Raw genomic sequence first — 18,307 nt, forward strand, 5'->3', positions numbered from 1 at the left:
TTTCATCGCTGGCATGACCGACAGCTATGCCAGCGAGATGGCCCGAGAAATGACCGGTCTCTCAAGCCCGGTTTAACGCCTGCAACCCCCATGACCAGATGAGTGAACGCCCGGTCACTCATCTGGCTGCAGATCTGCGGTATGCCCGCCCGCGTTGTAATTAAAGAGGGAGCCTACGCTCAGAACAGAAAAGCCCTATCGCTTGAGATGCCGGGCTGCCGAATAATTCGGCTCCAGTTCTTGGCCATTGCTGGCGAGAACACCTATCAACCTGAGGCCACTTGGCACCTTCGGCTCAAATCCAGGCTGTTCCCTGTCGGGGGCGCTCTTGAGTGAGCGTGACCCTGCCCCGCAGGTTTGATTTGCGCATGTGGCGCCGTCGCTTTTGCCCGGAAGATCCTGATGTCAAAAAATAATCTGCGAATTTTATTGGTGGAAGATCATCCTTTCCAATTGATTGCCACCCAGATACTGCTGAACAATCAAGGCTATTACCGACTGACCCCGGTGCTGACCGCGGCTGAAGCGCTGGCGGCAATGGAAGCAGCAACAGAGCCCTTCGACGTGCTGCTATGTGATCAATGCCTGCCCGATATGCTGGGCCTTGAGCTGATAGATCTGGCAAGCCAGCGAGGCCTGATTCACCGGGCGGTCGTGCTCAGTGGTTTGAGCCAAGAGCAACTGGACGCGTTGGAACGCAGTGCAGATAAACGCCAACTGCCGCTCCTGGGATGCTTGAGCAAGCCCTTGGATGTCCAGGCCCTGACTGAATTGCTCGCCGCGAGCGGCTTTTGCGAAAAAGCTTAAACACCGAATAAACATCCGTTTGAAGCCAGTGAATAAACAAGTTGCCATCGTGTAAGCAAGCCCTGAATTCACTGTAGGGTAATTCCGAAACGCTATAAACAGCGCACACACTAATAGCCAATCTACACAGTTGAATTATTCATCATTTTAAACGTCGCCTGATGATCTTTGGACATTTACGTACGCTAATACGTTAATTCCTGTAGGAACTTTCCTATATCCACTTGGCAGCCCTATCGGTTCATGTGCCTGCCTGAACATCTGAGCTAAGGTGCGCGCTTTCTTCACTGCTTGTATGGAATAGAATTATGAACTCGGTTTTTATTGTCGACGACCACCCCGTTATTCGCCTCGCGGTACGCATGCTACTGGAAAATGAAAATTACGATGTCGTTGGCGAAACGGACAACGGTGTGGATGCCATGCAAATGGTCCGCGAATGCACGCCCGACCTGATCATCCTCGACATCAGCATTCCCAAGCTGGACGGCCTGGAAGTACTGGCCCGCTTCAACGCGATGAACTTACCGTCAAAAATCCTGGTACTCACTGCACAGACCCCCAATTTATTCGCCATCCGCTGCATGCAATCGGGGGCCGCAGGTTATGTGTGCAAACAAGAAGACCTGAGTGAACTGCTAAGTTCGGTGAAGGCCGTATTATCCGGCTACAATTACTTTCCAAGCCAGGCCCTGAATCCTGCTTCTCGCGCAGACGGTCCTCCTTCTGAAATCGAGCTCTTCAAACTGGTCAATGACCGAGAACTGATGGTGCTGCAACTATTCGCACAAGGCAGAACCAACAAAGAAATTGCCAAAGGCATGTTTCTCAGCAATAAGACTGTCAGCACCTACAAGACTCGGCTCATGCAGAAGCTCAGGGCAAAAACCTTGGTAGAACTTATCGAGATGGCAAAACGCAATGCGCTAGTGTGAGATATCGGATGTCGAAGCGTTTAATGGATTATTTAAGGCTAGGGGCAGGCGCTTGCTTGAGCATGAATGTGCAGGCGGCCGAGCTTGCGTCCCAAAACTACACGTTGCTCAGCCGTTCCAGCCCCAGCCATATGGAAACCCGGCTGGACCGGGCTCAATGGCAGTGGCTGCAAAACAAACGTGAATTGAGGCTGGGCACTTCAGCCCCGGATTACCCGCCTTTTGACATGACCAGCACGGGTCACGATTACGAGGGATTTACCGCCGACTACGCAGGCATTCTTGCTTACGCTCTGGACACGCCGATCAAGGTCCAGCGCTTCGAATCCCGGGACGCGGCCATTCAAGCCCTGGCTGAGGGGCAGATCGACCTTCTCGGCAGCGCCAATGGTTTCGAGGCCAAGGGCAAGAACATCACTCTGTCGGCGCCCTATGCCGTGGATCAGCCCGTGCTGGTAACCCGAGTGGGGGAAACCCGTCCACTCACCGAGGGCTTGGCCGGCTTGCGCTTGAGCATGGTTTACCACTATCTGCCGCTGGAGGAGGTCAAAGCGCTCTACCCGAACGCGGCCCTTCAGACGTACCCCTCCTTTCAAAGCGCAATAAACGCGGTGGCATTCAACCAGGCAGACGTATTCCTTGGCGATACCATTTCGACCCACTACCTGATCAACAAGCGCTATCTGAGCAACGTGCAGATGGCCAATTTCGGGAAACATGAGGCTGACGGTTTCAGCTTCGCCGTGCGCAGCGATGACACCCAACTGCTCGATGTGGTCAACAAGACACTGAAAGCCATCCCTATTGATGAACGGGTCAGCATTTCCAAACGCTGGAGCGCTGGCAGCGACGTGCTGCTCACCGATCAAAAGTTGCAATTGACCCAGCGCGAAGAGCGCTGGATTACCCAGCATCCGGTGGTGCGCGTCGTCATCAACGAGGCGTACGCGCCGTTGACGTTTCTGGACGCTAACGGCAACTTCCGCGGGATTACAGCCGACCTGCTTGAGCTGGTCCGCCTGCGCACAGGCCTGAATTTCGAGATCAAACGCGTTCAGGGCATGACCGAAATGATGAAGCAAGTCATTGAGGGACAGGCCGACTTGATTGGCGCGATGATTCCCAGTAACGAGCGAGAAAGCCAACTCAGCTTCAGCCGCCCTTATCTGGACACCTCTTTTGTTCTGGTGACCAGCACAGAACCTTCCAGTCCGACCCATCTGGATCAGCTTGCAGGCAAGCGCCTGGCCGTTAGCCGGGGCAGCCCGACCATGCCCTACCTTCAGCGCGAGTACCCACACATAACCCTGGTGGAGACGGACAACCCCTTCCGGGCGCTGGACATGCTGGCCCAGGGACAGGTTCAAAGCGCAATCACCTCACTCCCCAGTGCCAACTATTTCCTGTCCTCGCAGCTGTTCGACGACAAATTACAGATGAGTGACACCGTCGGCGACGATCAGGCTCGCATCTCCATGGCAACCGCTCGGAATGCCACAGAGCTGAGTTCGATCCTGGATAAAGCATTATTGAGCATCGCCCCGGAAGACCTGGCCGTGATCAACAACCGTTGGCGAACCTATACCCCACAAGGGACGGGTTACTGGCGCAATTACCATCAGCTGATTTATCAGATCGTGTTCGGCACCGGGCTGTTGTTGCTGGGCTCGCTGGCCTGGAACGCCTACATGCGCCGCCAGATAAAACAGCGTGAAACGGCAGAGCGCGCCCTGAATGACCAGTTCGAGTTCATGCGCGTCCTGCTCAATGGCACGCCTCACCCCATCTACGTTCGCGACCGTGACGGCCTGCTGCAAACCTGCAATGACAGCTATCTGGAGGCCTTCTCGACCCGACGCGAAGACGTCATTGGCAAAAGTGTCATGGACGGCGTACTGAGCAGTACGCTTGAGGCCCGGGAATATGCCGCCGACTACCAACGGGTAATGGCCGATGGCACACCGCTGATTCTTGATCGCGCGCTGCAGATCGGTGATCGCTTCCTGACCATTTACCACTGGACCCTGCCCTTCAGGGACTCGCTGGGTGAGGTGCAAGGCATTATTGGTGGCTGGATCGACATCAGCGAGCGACGCCAACTGATCGAAGATCTGCATGCCGCCAAGGACTTGGCCGATGATGCCAACCGCGCCAAAAGTACGTTTCTGGCGACCATGAGTCACGAAATCCGTACACCGATGAACGCCGTGATCGGCATGCTCGAACTGGCCCTCAAACGCGCAGACCAAGGACATCTTGATCGTCCAGCCATTGAGGTCGCCTACAACTCGGCCCGAGACCTGCTGGAGCTGATCGGGGATATTCTCGATATTGCCAGGATCGAATCCGGTCGCCTCAGCCTGAGCCCCGAACGGGCCAATCTGCGGGAACTGGTGGAGTCGGTGGTGCGCGTTTTCGATGGTCTGGCCCGCCAAAAAAGCCTGACCCTGTTACTGGACTTCGACAGTGGTATCAACGCCGACGTGCTGCTCGACCCGCTGCGCTTCAAGCAGATTATTTCCAACCTGATCAGCAACGCGATCAAGTTCACCGAGCAGGGCCAAATCAAGATCAGCCTGCGCATCGATGACACCCCTGACTCGCAACAACTGCACCTGACTATGGGGATCCAGGACAGCGGCATCGGCATCAGTGAAGAAGATCAGCAGCGGCTGTTCGAGCCTTTTGCCCAAGCCGATAACTCCGGCCAACTGGCACGAAGCGGTGCAGGCCTGGGTCTGGTCATATGCCGCAGTCTGTGTGAAATGATGGGGGGCCACTTGACCCTGAGCAGCCAGCCAGGAAAAGGCACACACGTTCAGGTTGAGTTGACCCTGACGACGCTGGAGCAGACCCAGGTCATCGAGCAACCTATTGAACTCCGCCCCAATATCAGTACCCCATTGAATATCCTGGTGGTCGACGATCACCCCGCCAACCGGCTCTTGCTGTGCCAACAACTCGGCTTCCTGGGTTATCGCTATGAAGCCGCAGAGCAAGGCGCTGCCGGCTTGAAAATCTGGCTGGACGGCCATTTCGATCTGATCATTGCCGACTGCAACATGCCCATCATGAATGGCTACGACTTGACCCGCGCGATCCGCGCCCATGAGCAGGAAAAATCACGCCCTCGCTGCACCATTTTCGGGTTCACGGCCAATGCGCAACCCGAAGAGTTCCTGCGCTGCCGAAATGCCGGGATGGACGCCTGCCTGTTCAAACCCATTAGCCTGACCGCGCTCCATGAAGAGTTGGCAAAAGTAAATCCCCTGCCCCAGCGTCCGCGACAAAATATTTTTGCTGCCTTCAGCGTTGACGGCTTGAACATGTTGACCGGCGGACGTCCGGAAATGATTCAACGCTTGCTCGCTCAGTTGCTTCTCAGCAGTCAGGAAGACCGCAAGGAGCTCGCGGCAACCATGGAAAGTGGCAATCGGCAGAGCCTTAGCGACATGGCCCATAAAATCAAAGGCGCAGCCCGAATCATCCAGGCCAGCGAAGTGATCGAACACTGCGAGGCGCTGGAAGATGCCTGCAACGAAGCAGCGTCGGCCGAGGTCATCACGGCGCGTCATCAGGCAATCGACGCCGCAATGATCGAGCTTGAAACCGCGTTGCGCGCACAACAGGTTGACGGTACATGAGTCAGCAGCAGCCCACTCAATCACACAGGCTTACAACCAAATGGTGCGCTTGATCACGATGAGCGAGGAACAACTTAAAACCTTCGCGGCTCACTCGATTGCAGGTTATGCACAAGACATTGAGCAGACTTACGGGCTAACGCCCAGCCTCGCGCTGGAGCAAGCTACTGAGGGCTTTAACGAGTTGCTGCCAGACGGGCTAAATACCTCCGGCCATCACCTATTCAGCTTGAGAGCCTCATCAGGTGAAGACGTTGGGGTGTTGTGGTTCGGAATTGATTCGGCCTACGGGATCAAGAAGCTCTTCATTTATGACCTCGAGATCCACCCTCAAGCACGGCGGTGTGGCCACGGAAAAAAAGCACTGGAACAGGTCGAACGCTGGGCACGCGCCAACGGGGTAAAACGTATCGAGTTGAATGTATTCGCGCAAAACAAAGCAGGGCTTGGGCTCTACGGCATGTGCGGACTTGATCCGTACGAAATAACCCTGGGCAAACGTCTGGACTGAACGGCAGGCAAGGTATCGAATAGCCACTACTCTAGCGATATCCTCCTTTTTTACGTCGCAAAGAAAGCACCTCGTCACTCAGCAACTCCAGCAAGCCTTGGCTATGCTGGAGTCACGAGCAATGCACCGCACGACTATGGAGAGATTTGCGATGCCCAGTCATCCGTGGCCCAATCAACGCCGCTATCCTCTGCATGTGCATATCAGCGTCATGTTCACCGTATTGCTCCTGCTCACAGGCGTCGTGCTGGGCATTTTCAACTACCTGCAAACGTCACAGATAATCCTGTCGAGCAGTGAGAAGCTTTTCAGCAATATTGCCCAGGATGTGCAAGTCGATTTACAGCGCACCTATCAGCCTATCCACAGCCTGCTCAGCCTGCTGGCGGTCTACGACGCACATCAGTACAGCACGCTGGAGCAGCGGCTGCCGCTGCTCAAACCGTTTTCTCAATCGTTGCGGGACAACCCGAATCTGGCGTCGCTGTATATCGGGTATGCGAACGGCGATTTCTTCATGGTCCGCCCCTTGCGCAGCGATACCCTGAAACGCTATTTCAAAGCGCCTGCCAAGGCGGCTTATCAGGTTTGGAGCATTGAACACGTCAACGACAGCCTGCGCTCTCAATCACTTTTTTTCGACGATTCACTGGCCCTGATCAGCCACCGCGACAACCTCAATGAACATTACGATCCGCGTCAACGCGTGTGGTTCAAGAGCGCGCTTAGCGACACCGATCAGATCACCACAGCGCCCTACGTATTTTTCTCCAGTCGCAACGTGGGCACCACGCTTGCTCGTCGCAGCAGCGACGGCACAGTGATCGCTGCCGACCTGACACTCGCGTCCCTGTCGTCGACACTGGCCAAGCATCAGGTCACCGCAGGCACCGAAGTCGTGCTCTTCGATGCCAGCGGAAATGCCGTGGCCTACCAAGACAGCTCAAAACTGATAGTAGAAAGCGGCACTGCACACCTGGCAAAGGCACGTGACCTGAGCCCGGCCCTCGCTCGCCTGCTCGACAATGGCGTTGACGCCAACAACCACTTGAACGTAGGAAAGCGCTCATGGGTCGTGGCCCAAAGCACCCTGCAGGAAGGGGGCCCGCAGGGGCTGAAGTTGGCGCTGTTAGTGCCGGAAGACGAATTGCTGGCCGACGCCCTGCGCCTGCGCTGGGAAGGGGCGCTGGTGACATTGACCACGTTGTTGCTGTGTCTTCCACTCGGCTGGCTGATGTCGCGAATCATGGTCAAACCCTTACGGGCGCTGGTCAGCGAAGCGGATGCGATTCGCAGCTTCGACTTCAAACATCCGACCAGCCATCGATCATGGGTGCTGGAGGTCGATCAACTTTCACTGTCCATGGCCCGCATGAAGGAAACACTGGCCAGCTTTCTCGAGATCACGGCCAGCCTGTCGGCCGAAACCCGCTTTGAGACACTGCTGGAACGTGTTCTGTTCGAAACCGTCAATATCAATCAGGCACAGGCAGGGCTGATTTATTTGCTCGACAGTGACAGCGGGCACCTTGAACCCCAGGGCCTGATCGTCAAGGGTGTCAAACACGACCCGCAGCAATACAGCATCGCCACTCACGACCCGCAAGCCAGTGAGACGCCCGTCTGGCTGCAAGACCTCGCCATGAAAAAAGACCACTGCGTGGTCGCGCTTGGCTTTGATCAGGCACTCGATTTACAAAGCCTGATGAGCGCGCTGGAGGCGCCGCGGATACACCTGCTGGGCATCCGATTGAGTAATCAGCGAGGGGAAACCATCGGCGTCCTCACCCTCATACATACGGATACTGGCACCGAGACCGATCTTGAAAAGCTCAGCCCTGATCGTATTGCGTTCATCCAGGCAGTCTCCGGCGCAGCGGCCCTATGCATCGAAAGCCAGCGCCTGCAAGCCAGACAAAAAATGCTGCTGGACGCTTTCATCCAGATTATCGCGGGTGCCATCGACGCCAAAAGCCCTTACACCGGCGGCCACTGCCAGCGCGTGCCGGTACTTACGTTCATGCTTGCTCGCGCGGCCGCCGCCAGCCAACAACCGGCTTTTCGTAATTACCAGCCGACCGAGGACGAATGGGAGACCTTGCATATTGCTGCCTGGCTACACGACTGCGGCAAGGTCACCACGCCCGAGTATGTCGTGGACAAGGCCACCAAGCTGGAAACCTTGTACGACCGCATCCATGAAGTCCGCACCCGCTTCGAAGTACTGAAACGCGACGCCTGGGTCGACTACTGGAAAGCCAAAGCGCAGGACGGCGACGAAGTGTCATTGGCCGCTGCCCGCGATACTCAGCTCAACGAACTGGATGATGATTTCAGGTTTGTCGCCGTCTGCAATCTGGGCAGCGAAGCCATGGCCGATTCAGATTTAGAACATTTGCAGACGATTGCTGCACGGACCTGGATGCGTACGCTGGACGACCGGATCGGCGTGTCCTGGGAAGAAAACAAACGCCAGGCCCGAAGCCCGTCACCGGACTTGCCTGCCAGCGAACCTCTGCTGGCTGACCGGTCTGAGCATTTGTTCGAACGGGCGGCGGCCGAAAATATCCCCGCCGACAACCGCTGGGGCTTCAAGCTTGAGGTTCCACAGTACAAATTCAACCGAGGCGAGTTGTACAACCTGAGCATCACCCGGGGCACCTTGACTCGTGAGGAACGCTACGTCATCAACCACCATATGGTGCAGACCATTCTGATGCTGAGCCGCCTACCCTTCCCCAGCCATCTGCAGGGGGTCGCCGAAATCGCTGGCGGCCATCACGAAAAAATGGACGGCACGGGTTACCCGAAACGATTGAAACGCGACGAAATGAGTCTGGCAGCGCGAATGATGGCCATCGCTGACATTTTCGAAGCCCTGACAGCGGCCGATCGACCGTATAAAAAAGGCAAAAGCCTGAGCGAAGCACTCACGATCATGGCGCAGATGTGTCGCGATGCGCATATCGACCCGGAACTGTTTCAGTTGTTTGTCCAGACGGAAATCTATCAGCACTACGCCTCTGATTTTCTGCAGCCGCAACAAATCGATGCCGTCGACAAAAGCAGTATTTTGGCGAAAGCCGGATTGAGCACACAGGGATAAACGGGACATCAGCGCCAGAGCGTTGCACTCGGCGAAAAAAGCAGGCCCTGAAGCCTGCCTCTTCTTACACCATCAAACTACCGGATTGATCGACTTTTCCGGGTACCACACGTCGATCAACGGGCTGACGGTCAATTCTGTCAGTTCGCTGCGGCTTTTCAGCCAGGCTTCGACCTTGACACGCTGCTCTTCGTTGACCGAACCACGTTTGCTCAAGCAAACCAGACCGAAGTCATCGCCGCCAACATAGTTCAAACCGTTGGCTTCCATGGCATCTGTCAGGAAAGCGTCGAGGAAGGCATCAATAGCCTGATCGTCCAGGTCTTGTTTGAAGTCCAGGTTCAGCTCAAAACCCAGCTCCTGGAATTCATCCACGCAGAGTTTTTTGCGCAGACGGCGGGAACGGTTAGTGGCCATGGAACAATCCTCATAAGTAATAACGGGCGGCACTTTACCAGTTCGGGCTATTAAATGCCCGCCTCCGTGCCAATGTTTGCGTGCCGTAGGGCCCGCCACAGCAAAATAACCCATCAACGGTAAAAAATAGCCGGTTGGACGGCTATGCCACGGCGCAAGTCACCCGCGCTTGGGGCATAATGCCGCTCAATATCGAACCTTTTTAAGTACCGACCATTCATCTGTCGGTGAAACAGGGTATTTAATCGCCGCTTTCATTCCGGTCGATGTTGCGATGAACGAGGGAATCCATCCATGCCCTCCATTTTTCCCCTCCTCAATAGCAGGGTTTTATTTCACATGATCAAATCTTTACGTCACTTGTTTTTCGCCGGCCTTTTTTTGCCCTTGGCGATGCCTGTCATTGCGGCCCCCATCAACACCTCGCTGCCGCCCAAGGTTCAACAAGCCCTCAAAGCCGCCAAACTGCAGAATGATGCCTTGTCCTTGGTGATGCTGCCGCTCAATGGTCCCGGCACCCCGACTGTGTTCAATGCCGATGTCTCAGTCAACCCGGCGTCGACCATGAAACTGGTCACCACCTATGCGGCGCTGGAAATGCTCGGCCCTACGCATCAATGGAAAACCGAATTTTTCACTGACGGCACCCTGAACAATGGCGTGTTGCATGGCAACCTCTACCTCAAGGGTGGCGGTGATCCCAAGCTCAACATGGAAAAACTCTGGCTTCTGATGCGTGACCTGCGTGCCAATGGTGTGCAACAGGTGACTGGCGATCTGGTCCTGGACCGCAGCCATTTCATCCAGCCGCAATTGCCGGTGTTCAACGACGACGGCAATGATGAGAACAAGCCATTCCTGGTCAAGCCCGACTCACTGATGATTAACCTCAAGGCCTTGCGCTTTGTCGCGCGCAACGACTCCGGCAAAGTGCTGGTGTCTGTAGAGCCACCGATTGCCAGCATTCACATCGATAATCAGGTCAAGGCGCTGGCCTCGAACAAATGCACCGGAGACATGCGCTACAACCCGGTAACCCAGGCCGATGGCAGCATTACTGTGGTGGTCAACGGTCAGTTGGGCGAAGGCTGCAACTCGCAGACCTATTTGTCGCTACTGGACCATCCAACCTATGCAGCGGGCGCGGTACGCGCAATCTGGCAGGAACTGGGCGGCACCATTCTGGGCAAGGACCGGGTCGATATCGTGCCCGGTAACGCCAAGCTGCTGGCCAAAGCGTTTTCCCCGGATCTGGCGGAAATCATTCGTGACATCAACAAATTCAGCAACAACACCATGGCTCAGCAACTGTTCCTGAGCCTTGGCGCGAAGTTCCGCAATGAAGCAGACGGCGATGATGCCAAAGCCGCGCAACGCGTGGTTCGTCAGTGGCTGGCCAAGAAGGGCATCACTGCGCCGCACCTGGTGATGGAGAATGGCTCGGGCCTGTCGCGCGCCGAACGGGTCAGCGCACGTGAAATGGCGACCTTGCTGCAAGCTGCCTGGCGCAGCCCCTACGCAGCGGAATTCATGAGCTCTCTGCCGCTGGCGGGCATGGACGGCACCATGCGCAAGCGCCTCAAAACTACACAGATGAGGGGTGAAGCGCACATCAAGACCGGCACACTGAATACCGTTCGCGCAATTGCCGGTTTCAGCCGCGACATCAACGGCAATACCTGGGCGGTGGTCGCGATCCTCAATGACTCACGCGTAGGCGGCACATCTTCGGTGCTCGATGAAGTCCTGCTCGACCTGTATCGCCAACCGAAGCTGGTCAACACTGCCATTTCGCTGCAACAGTAATCCTGATACCGCGTCGCTCGGACGCCCCCGCACCTTCACGCAGGCTTGCCTGCGTGAAGGTGGCGTATCACGCGACACAACTGTTTTGCCTCATGACAACTCGGGTTCGACGCGATCACGCCCAGCCTGTTTGGCGGCATAAACGCCCGAGTCTGCCCGTAGCAATAGTGAATCACCGCCTTCAACAGGTCGCCAGCTGGCAACACCGAAACTCGCCGTCACCACGCCCACACCCTCAATGGGCTCCCCCCGCAACACCTGCCACAACTCAAGTGCGAGCGCATGCGCGTTTTCCCCAGTAGCATTGGGACACAACACCATGAACTCCTCGCCTCCTAGCCGACAGAACACATCATCTTGCCTCAAGCGCTGATTGATCCGCTGACAAAGCCCTTGCAGCACATGGTCGCCCATCGCATGACCGAATTGATCGTTGATGCGCTTGAAGTGATCGATGTCGAGCATGATCACCGACAACTCCCCACCATGCCGGTGAACCCGAGAGAGTTCGGCCTTGAGCCGCTCCTGAAAATAACGACGGTTGTACACGCCCGTCAGCACGTCCGTCACTGACAGCGCGCGCAGTTCATCCTCAACACGCTTCAAGTCAGAAATATCGGAGATAAAACCATGCCACAGCACCCCGCCGTCGGGTAATCGCTCAGGCATCGCCTCGCCCTGCAACCAGCGCTGGCCCTGGCGTGGCAGTTCAACGCGATACTCCTCACGCCACGGCGTCAGGTGCTCGGCGGAATAGCAGATCGACTTCTTGATTCGCTGCAGATCCATGGGGTGGATCCGATCGAGCACTGCCTCGACACCTTGCTGCTTTAAATCATGAGGCAGCTCGTAAATCCGCCACATGCCGCTGTTGGCGTAAGTAAAAAAGGAACTGCCATCGCTGTTCAGTTGGTATTGATAAATCCCTCCGGGCACCTGCGCACTGAGCTTTTCCAGCAATTGATCGCGCGCAGCCAAGGCTTGATGAGCGCGTTTGCCTTCAGTGACATCGATGCAGATTGCAAGGTAACCCACCCATTGCTGGCGTTCATCGCGCACCGCAGTGACCAGCATATTGACCACCAGAGAGCTGCCGTCGCGACGCACCAGTGTCCATTCCCGTGCAGGATGAGTACCCTCCTCCATCGCTTCGACCAACATCGCCTCGGCAGTGGGCACCTCGCGACCATAACGCCGGCTCAACTGCTCGCCGTGGGCCAAAAGCTCGGTGCCAAGGTGCAGATCCCCCAACGTGAACTGCCCCAGTACTTGATCGCCGCTGTAGCCGAGCATCCTTTGTGCACCCACGTTGAAGGTACTGATGACGCCGCGCAGATTCGTCGCAATGATCGCCACCTGAGTCGCAGCGTTTAGCACGCTGCGCAACTCGGCCGTACGCCGCTCGACCAGCAGTAAGGCGCGCTGACGCTGATTGACCAGGCTATACAGCAACGCGCTGAGGATCAGACTCAGTAACCCCCCCAACACAATCACGCTGGTCGACGAGGACTGGTTGGCAGCAACAAAAGCAGCGGATGGACGAAGTTCCAGCAGGTAACGTCGGTCAGCCATGCTCAACAGCGTACTGATGCGCAGGTTGCTTTCCACCGTTTGGTTTGCCGACTGATACAGCAGCCCGGGCTGCTCTGGTGAAGAAAGGTCGAACAGCTGCAGCGCCAGGTTGTCGCGATCCTGGGCGGGCAACCCTTCGGACATCAATGTGCGCAGGCCGATCACCGCCATCACGTACCCAGACAATGCCTGCTTCTTCGCTCCGCCATCGACCACCGATAACAGCACGGGCGCCACCAGCAATAGACCACTGGTATTCGCGGGCTCAAGCCCCACCAGATCCATCCGTGGCGACACGGCCATGCTGCCCCGCTGCAAGGCACGCTCAAGCGTGGTTCGGCGAATGCTTTCAGACATCACATCAAAACCCAGCGGCAGCGGCTCTGTGCTTCTGGATTGGGTATACAGGACCGGAAAGTACTCAGGGCGATCAACAGCTGGCTTTAGCTCACCGCTGGGGTTCAGCTCGCGAACGGTGAAGTCGGTCAGCCCTTGTGCGTGCGCGTGCGCCTCAAACTGCGAGCGCTCTGCGCCAAAGACCCTTGGCGCCCAGGAATACGCCTGCGTCAGCGCCAGTAAAGGCGCCGCATAACCATCGAATTCCGCTTGAGTGATCTGGTCGGAAAAGACGAAGAAGCGGCGAAGGCCATCCAGGCGCTGGACTTGATCGTCGAAGCGCTCCTGAATGCGACTGAAGCGTTCGCTGGCCAACAGATTGAAACGCTGATCAAGTCGGCGTTGGTGCATATCGGCGCTGGCCGACACGAGCATCGCGGTCAGCACAGCGCCTGCCGCAAAAGCCAGGGTCGCTGCGGACGGCGCAAGCGCGTCTTCGTGGATCAAGCCGAGAATTCTGGATCGAATGCTGTTTGGCGACATAAGCAGAACTCATACGCCAACGTTGTGGTGCAACCGTGGCCATGGCTCAGTTATAGCTATTTGCCACTAGCTTGCCTAGCCCCACTTGCGTCCCACCCCTAACTAATTAAGTCAGGGGTGGGACATCGCGGGTTCAGCGAGCCGTAATACGCCAGGCCCGGTGGATCTTGCTGTTGCGAGCAAAGTCCGGGTCAACGGTTTGTGCGGTAATTTCTTCGACCGCATAGCGCTCGCCGAGGTTTTCGTCGAGCTGGAACTTGCGGAAGTTGTTGGAGAAGTACAACACGCCGCCCGGGGCCAGTCGCGCCATCGCCAGATCCAGCAACTGCACCTGATCACGCTGCACGTCGAAGATCCCTTCCATGCGCTTGGAGTTGGAGAACGTCGGCGGATCGATGAAAATCAGGTCGTACTCGTCACGACTTGCTTCCAGCCACGCCATGACGTCGCCCTGTTCCAGACGGTTCTTGTCAGAGAAACCGTTGAGTGACAGGTTGCGCCGTGCCCAATCCAGGTAGGTCTTGGACAGATCGACACTGGTGGTTGTACGTGCGCCGCCCTTTGCCGCATGGACACTCGCGGTCCCCGTGTAGGCGTACAAGTTCAGGAAGCGCTTGCCCGCTGCCTCACGCTGAATACGCATGCGCATCGGCCGGTGATCGAGGAAAAGCCCGGTATCCAGATAGTCGGTCAGGTTCACCAGCAGCTTGACGCCGCCTTCGTTGACCTCGAGGAACTGTCCTTGTGCGCTCTGGCGTTCATACTGCTTGGTGCCGCTCTGGCGCTCACGGCGCTTGATCACCACCCGGCTCTTGTCGATATTCAACGCCTGGGGAATCGCTGCCAGCGCATCGAACAGACGGGCCGACGCCTTTTCCGGATCGATAGTCTTGGGCGCTGCGTATTCCTGAACGTGAACCCAATCGTGGTACAGATCAATAGCCAACGCGTACTCGGGCATGTCGGCATCGTAGACCCGATAGCAATCGATGCCTTCACGACGGACCCACTTGCCCAGCAATTTGAGATTTTTCTGCAAGCGGTTGGCAAACATCTGCCCGCCTTCACTCAACCGTGCCTGTTCAATGACCGGTTCAGGTTTGCGAATAGGATTGCCGTTCTTGTTGTACTTTTCGTACTTGCCGGGCGCTTCGACTTCAACCGATACATCCGCCTCGACCTGCTCACGCTCAATTTGACGCTGCTCAGGTGTGCGGCGCTCGCCGGTGACGAACTGATCCGGCTGCACCTTGATCAGCAATAATTTGCACGGCAAGGCGCCGTTCCAGAAGGCATATTGCTTGTGGCTGCGAATACCCATGCGCTTGCCCAGATCCGGCGCGCCGGTGAACACCGCCGCTTCCCAGTTCAGGCACGCCTGACGCAGACGTTCGCCGAGGTTCTGGTAGAGATAGAGCAAGCTCGCCTCATCACCCAGACGTTCGCCGTAAGGAGGGTTACAGATGACCAACCCTTTCTGGTTCTGATCCGGACGCGGCTCAAACGTCGCGACTTCGCCCTGATACACCTTGACCCACTCACTCATGCCAGCGCGTTCAATGTTGTTGCGGGCGGGCTGAATCAGGCGTGGATCGGCTTCATAACCGCGAATCCACAGCGGCGGCTTGGCCAGACCGATATCGGCCCGCGCCTGCGCCTCGTCGTGCAGCTTCTTCCACAAGGCAGGGACGTGCCCGAGCCAGGCCGAAAAACCCCAGCGTTCGCGCTTGAGGTTTGGTGCGATATCCGCAGCCATCATCGCCCCTTCCACCAGGAAGGTACCGACGCCACACATCGGGTCTGTCAGCGCGCCGCCTTGGGCAGCGATGCGCGGCCAGCCGGCCCGCACCAGAATCGCTGCCGCCAGGTTTTCTTTCAACGGTGCCGCGCCCTGCTGCAAGCGATAACCGCGTTGGTGCAAGCTGTGACCAGACAGGTCCAATGACAGAATCGCTTCGCCGCGGTCCAGGCGCAGGTGAACGCGCAAGTCCGGATTGAGCTTATCGACAGAAGGACGCAGACCCGACGGGGTACGCAGTTTATCGACGATCGCATCCTTGACCTTCAGCGCACCGAAGTGAGTGTTGTCGATCCCCGAACCGTTACCGCTGAACTCCACCGCGAGACTGCCTTCAGCGTCGAGGTGATCTTCCCATTCGACATCGAGTACACCGTGGTACAGGTCCTCGGCATCTTTCATCGGGAACCGCTTGAGCACCAGCAACACGCGGTTGGCCAGTCGCGACCAGAGGCACAGCCGATAGGCCGTCTCCATGTCGCCCATGCCACGAATGGCCGAGGTGTGTTCGCGGGTCTCCTCAAGGCCAAGCCCGGTGGCTTCCTCAGCGAGCAAACCTTCGAGGCCCTTGGGGCAGGTAAGAAAGAGTTCGTAACGGTCCGACATGGGTAATCCAGGGCCTTAAGCGATAAGCGGCGGGGCAACGCATTGCCCGACCAGATTTTAAACAAGCGCCTTTCTTGGAGAGCGCCTGCGTGGCACACATATTGTGCCGGTCCACCGTCATCGGCGCGTTGCGTCGATGCAGCAGTCAGTCCATCAGCTTGGCGGCCAAAAGACAATTGATCGTTCGATCATCGCCCATTTAGGCTAAAGATCGTTGTAATAAAAAGTCACATCCCGACCCTTCGTCGTTTTACGGCTGAAAGCAATCCGCCATCATTCGCGTTTGAAAAACCGCGTCAGCCTTCATTCAAAGCCTCAGGTCAGGGGGGCTGTGGTAAAAAATCCCTGCGAATGAATGTGCTGCTTATGGCATTACCACGCCAATAGTTACGTTCTTATGACAAAACGATCATTCACAGAGCCAAGCGCATTGGTTAGAACTCACCACAGGTTGTCACCGCAACGATGACAACACCAAGCCCGCGACGCCGGCAGCGGGTACCAACGGCAGAAGATTCTGCCCGACCTCAACATGAGGTCCTCAGGGACATTACAGTCAACAAACGAGGGCAACACCCTATGAGAAGACTTAAGCGTGATCCGTTGGAAAGAGCATTTTTACGCGGATATCAATTTGGTGTTCATGGCAAATCCCGTGAGCTTTGCCCCTTTACTCTACCGTCGGTACGCCAAGCCTGGATCAATGGCTGGCGAGAAGGACGCGGCGACAACTGGGACGGTATGACCGGCACTGCGGGTATCCACAGACTCAACGAACTTCACGCGGTCGGCTAATCAGGTACATTCCGATCAAGTTTTTTTAAATGTTTGAAAGATGACCTAAACCATGCACGCCCCACCCGGGCGGCGGGCTAAAGCCCAAGGGGTTCCGTCAAGGAACCCCTTTTTTATGCACTGTGCCGGGGCGACATCCCCGCTATCGCATCAACCGACTGGCGAATCAACGCCGGTCCTTTATAAATAAAGCCCGAGTAGATCTGCACCAGACTCGCACCTGCGGCGATCTTCTCAGCCGCGTGCTTGCCTTCTGTGATCCCGCCCGCCGCAATGATCGGCAACCGCCCGGCCAATTCACCCGCCAGCACTCTGACCGTATGGGTACTCTTTTCACGAACCGGCGCGCCCGACAGGCCACCAGCTTCGTCCGCATGGGGCAACCCTTCAACACCTTTGCGACTGAGCGTGGTGTTGGTCGCAATCACCGCATCCATGCCTGATTCAATCAGCGCAGCAGCGACCTGCACAATTTCTTCATCCGTCATGTCAGGCGCAATCTTGATGGCAAGCGGCACGCGCCTGCCGTGTTTTTGCGCCAGGTCCTCCTGACGCAGGCGCAGGGCTTCGAGCAATTGCCTGAGCGAGTCACCGAACTGCAAGCTGCGCAAGCCAGGCGTGTTCGGCGAACTGACATTCACGGTCACGTAGCTGGCATGGGCATAGACCTTATCCAGACAGATCAGGTAGTCGTCCACGGCGCGCTCTACCGGGGTATCGAAGTTCTTGCCGATGTTGATCCCGAGGATGCCGCGGTACTTGGCAGCCTGTACCCGGCTGATCAGGTGATCGACACCCAGATTATTGAAACCCATCCGGTTGATGATGGCCTCGGCATGCGGCAGACGAAAAATCCGTGGTTTCGGATTGCCCGGCTGTGGGCGCGGGGTCACGGTGCCGACTTCGACAAAACCAAAGCCCAGCTGCGCAAACCCATCGATCGCCGTGCCATTTTTGTCCAGCCCCGCTGCCAACCCGACCGGATTAGGGAAGTTCAGGCCCATGACCGTTACCGGCAACTGCGCAGGTGCCTTGGTAAACAAGCCATTGAGCCCCAAACGCCCCCCGGCGCCGATCAAATCCAGCGACAGGTCATGGGACGTTTCCGGGGAAAGTTTGAACAATAACTGGCGGGCCAGGTTATACATGGGCGGGATTGGCTCGTGAGCGGCTGAATTCAGGGCAGCGATTATAGACGGGCCGAGGGGTTGTAGGCGAGTTCGAACTGCAGCAGATCAACACGAGCAACTGTCTTCACCCTGCCATTCGTCACCGCCATTCGGTACCACCGCTTTCGCAGGCAAGAACTAGGCGTCCCCCTGCTCCCACACCCGGCAACCCACTCATGGCATATGCCTTGCTTGATACCGTTGATCAGCACTCCCTCCAACGGCGGAGCGAGGCATCGGACAATGGCGTCGTGACGGTCTT

Annotated in this window: 12 protein-coding genes; 8 read left to right on the forward strand and 4 right to left on the reverse strand. The window is 56.9% G+C overall.

What is annotated here, in order from left to right; translation table 11 throughout:
• The 6 genes from K0F75_RS25555 to K0F75_RS02690 all read left to right on the forward strand — a co-directional run.
• Window positions 1-76, forward strand: a 76-nt coding sequence (locus K0F75_RS25555) for a hypothetical protein (RefSeq protein ID WP_257604249.1), incomplete at its 5' end; no start/stop codon positions are given.
• A 326-nt stretch (window positions 77-402) separates the two neighbouring features.
• Complete coding sequence (locus K0F75_RS02670; RefSeq protein WP_219060205.1) at window positions 403-807, forward strand: response regulator; 405 nt, start codon at window positions 403-405, stop codon at window positions 805-807.
• A 308-nt stretch (window positions 808-1,115) separates the two neighbouring features.
• Window positions 1,116-1,742 carry a response regulator transcription factor gene (locus K0F75_RS02675; RefSeq protein ID WP_219060206.1) on the forward strand — a complete coding sequence of 209 codons (627 nt, stop codon included), beginning with the start codon at window positions 1,116-1,118 and terminating at the stop codon, window positions 1,740-1,742.
• Between the two features lie 8 nt (window positions 1,743-1,750).
• Window positions 1,751-5,386 (forward strand): transporter substrate-binding domain-containing protein, encoded by a 3,636-nt coding sequence (locus K0F75_RS02680; RefSeq protein ID WP_219060207.1) that lies wholly within the window; start codon window positions 1,751-1,753, stop codon window positions 5,384-5,386.
• A gap of 40 nt (window positions 5,387-5,426) precedes the next feature.
• Window positions 5,427-5,897, forward strand: a complete 471-nt coding sequence (locus tag K0F75_RS02685; protein WP_219060208.1) for an N-acetyltransferase — start codon at window positions 5,427-5,429, stop codon at window positions 5,895-5,897.
• 151 nt (window positions 5,898-6,048) lie between these two features.
• Window positions 6,049-9,003, forward strand: coding sequence for an HD domain-containing phosphohydrolase (locus K0F75_RS02690; RefSeq protein WP_219060209.1), 2,955 nt, complete (start codon window positions 6,049-6,051; stop codon window positions 9,001-9,003).
• Between the two features lie 72 nt (window positions 9,004-9,075).
• Here the strand turns inward: K0F75_RS02690 and K0F75_RS02695 are convergent, their stop codons facing one another.
• A complete protein-coding gene (locus K0F75_RS02695) occupies window positions 9,076-9,420 on the reverse strand; it encodes a YggL family protein (RefSeq protein WP_219060210.1) in 345 nt (114 codons plus the stop codon).
• Window positions 9,421-9,759: 339 nt separating this feature from the next.
• On the opposite strand from K0F75_RS02695, the gene dacB reads away from it, so the two are divergent.
• A complete protein-coding gene (gene dacB / locus K0F75_RS02700; protein WP_219060211.1) occupies window positions 9,760-11,226 on the forward strand; it encodes a D-alanyl-D-alanine carboxypeptidase/D-alanyl-D-alanine-endopeptidase in 1,467 nt (488 codons plus the stop codon).
• A 90-nt stretch (window positions 11,227-11,316) separates the two neighbouring features.
• Here dacB and K0F75_RS02705 read toward each other — a convergent pair whose 3' ends face one another.
• Together K0F75_RS02705 and rlmKL are read right to left on the reverse strand one after the other, a co-directional pair.
• On the reverse strand, window positions 11,317-13,677 hold the full coding sequence (locus tag K0F75_RS02705; RefSeq protein ID WP_219060212.1) for a diguanylate cyclase: 2,361 nt from the start codon (window positions 13,675-13,677) through the stop codon (window positions 11,317-11,319).
• 133 nt (window positions 13,678-13,810) lie between these two features.
• On the reverse strand, window positions 13,811-16,081 hold the full coding sequence (gene rlmKL / locus K0F75_RS02710) for a bifunctional 23S rRNA (guanine(2069)-N(7))-methyltransferase RlmK/23S rRNA (guanine(2445)-N(2))-methyltransferase RlmL (protein WP_219060213.1): 2,271 nt from the start codon (window positions 16,079-16,081) through the stop codon (window positions 13,811-13,813).
• 579 nt (window positions 16,082-16,660) lie between these two features.
• Here rlmKL and rmf point away from each other — a divergent pair.
• The gene (rmf, locus tag K0F75_RS02715; protein WP_080290409.1) at window positions 16,661-16,876 is read left to right on the forward strand and encodes a ribosome modulation factor; all 216 of its coding nucleotides are present in this window, start codon (window positions 16,661-16,663) and stop codon (window positions 16,874-16,876) included.
• 113 nt (window positions 16,877-16,989) lie between these two features.
• Here rmf and K0F75_RS02720 read toward each other — a convergent pair whose 3' ends face one another.
• A complete protein-coding gene (locus tag K0F75_RS02720; protein ID WP_219060214.1) occupies window positions 16,990-18,024 on the reverse strand; it encodes a quinone-dependent dihydroorotate dehydrogenase in 1,035 nt (344 codons plus the stop codon).
• Between the last annotated feature and the right edge of the window lie 283 nt (window positions 18,025-18,307).

This window comes from Pseudomonas sp. UMAB-08 (assembly GCF_900095225.1).
Taxonomy (GTDB): domain Bacteria; phylum Pseudomonadota; class Gammaproteobacteria; order Pseudomonadales; family Pseudomonadaceae; genus Aquipseudomonas.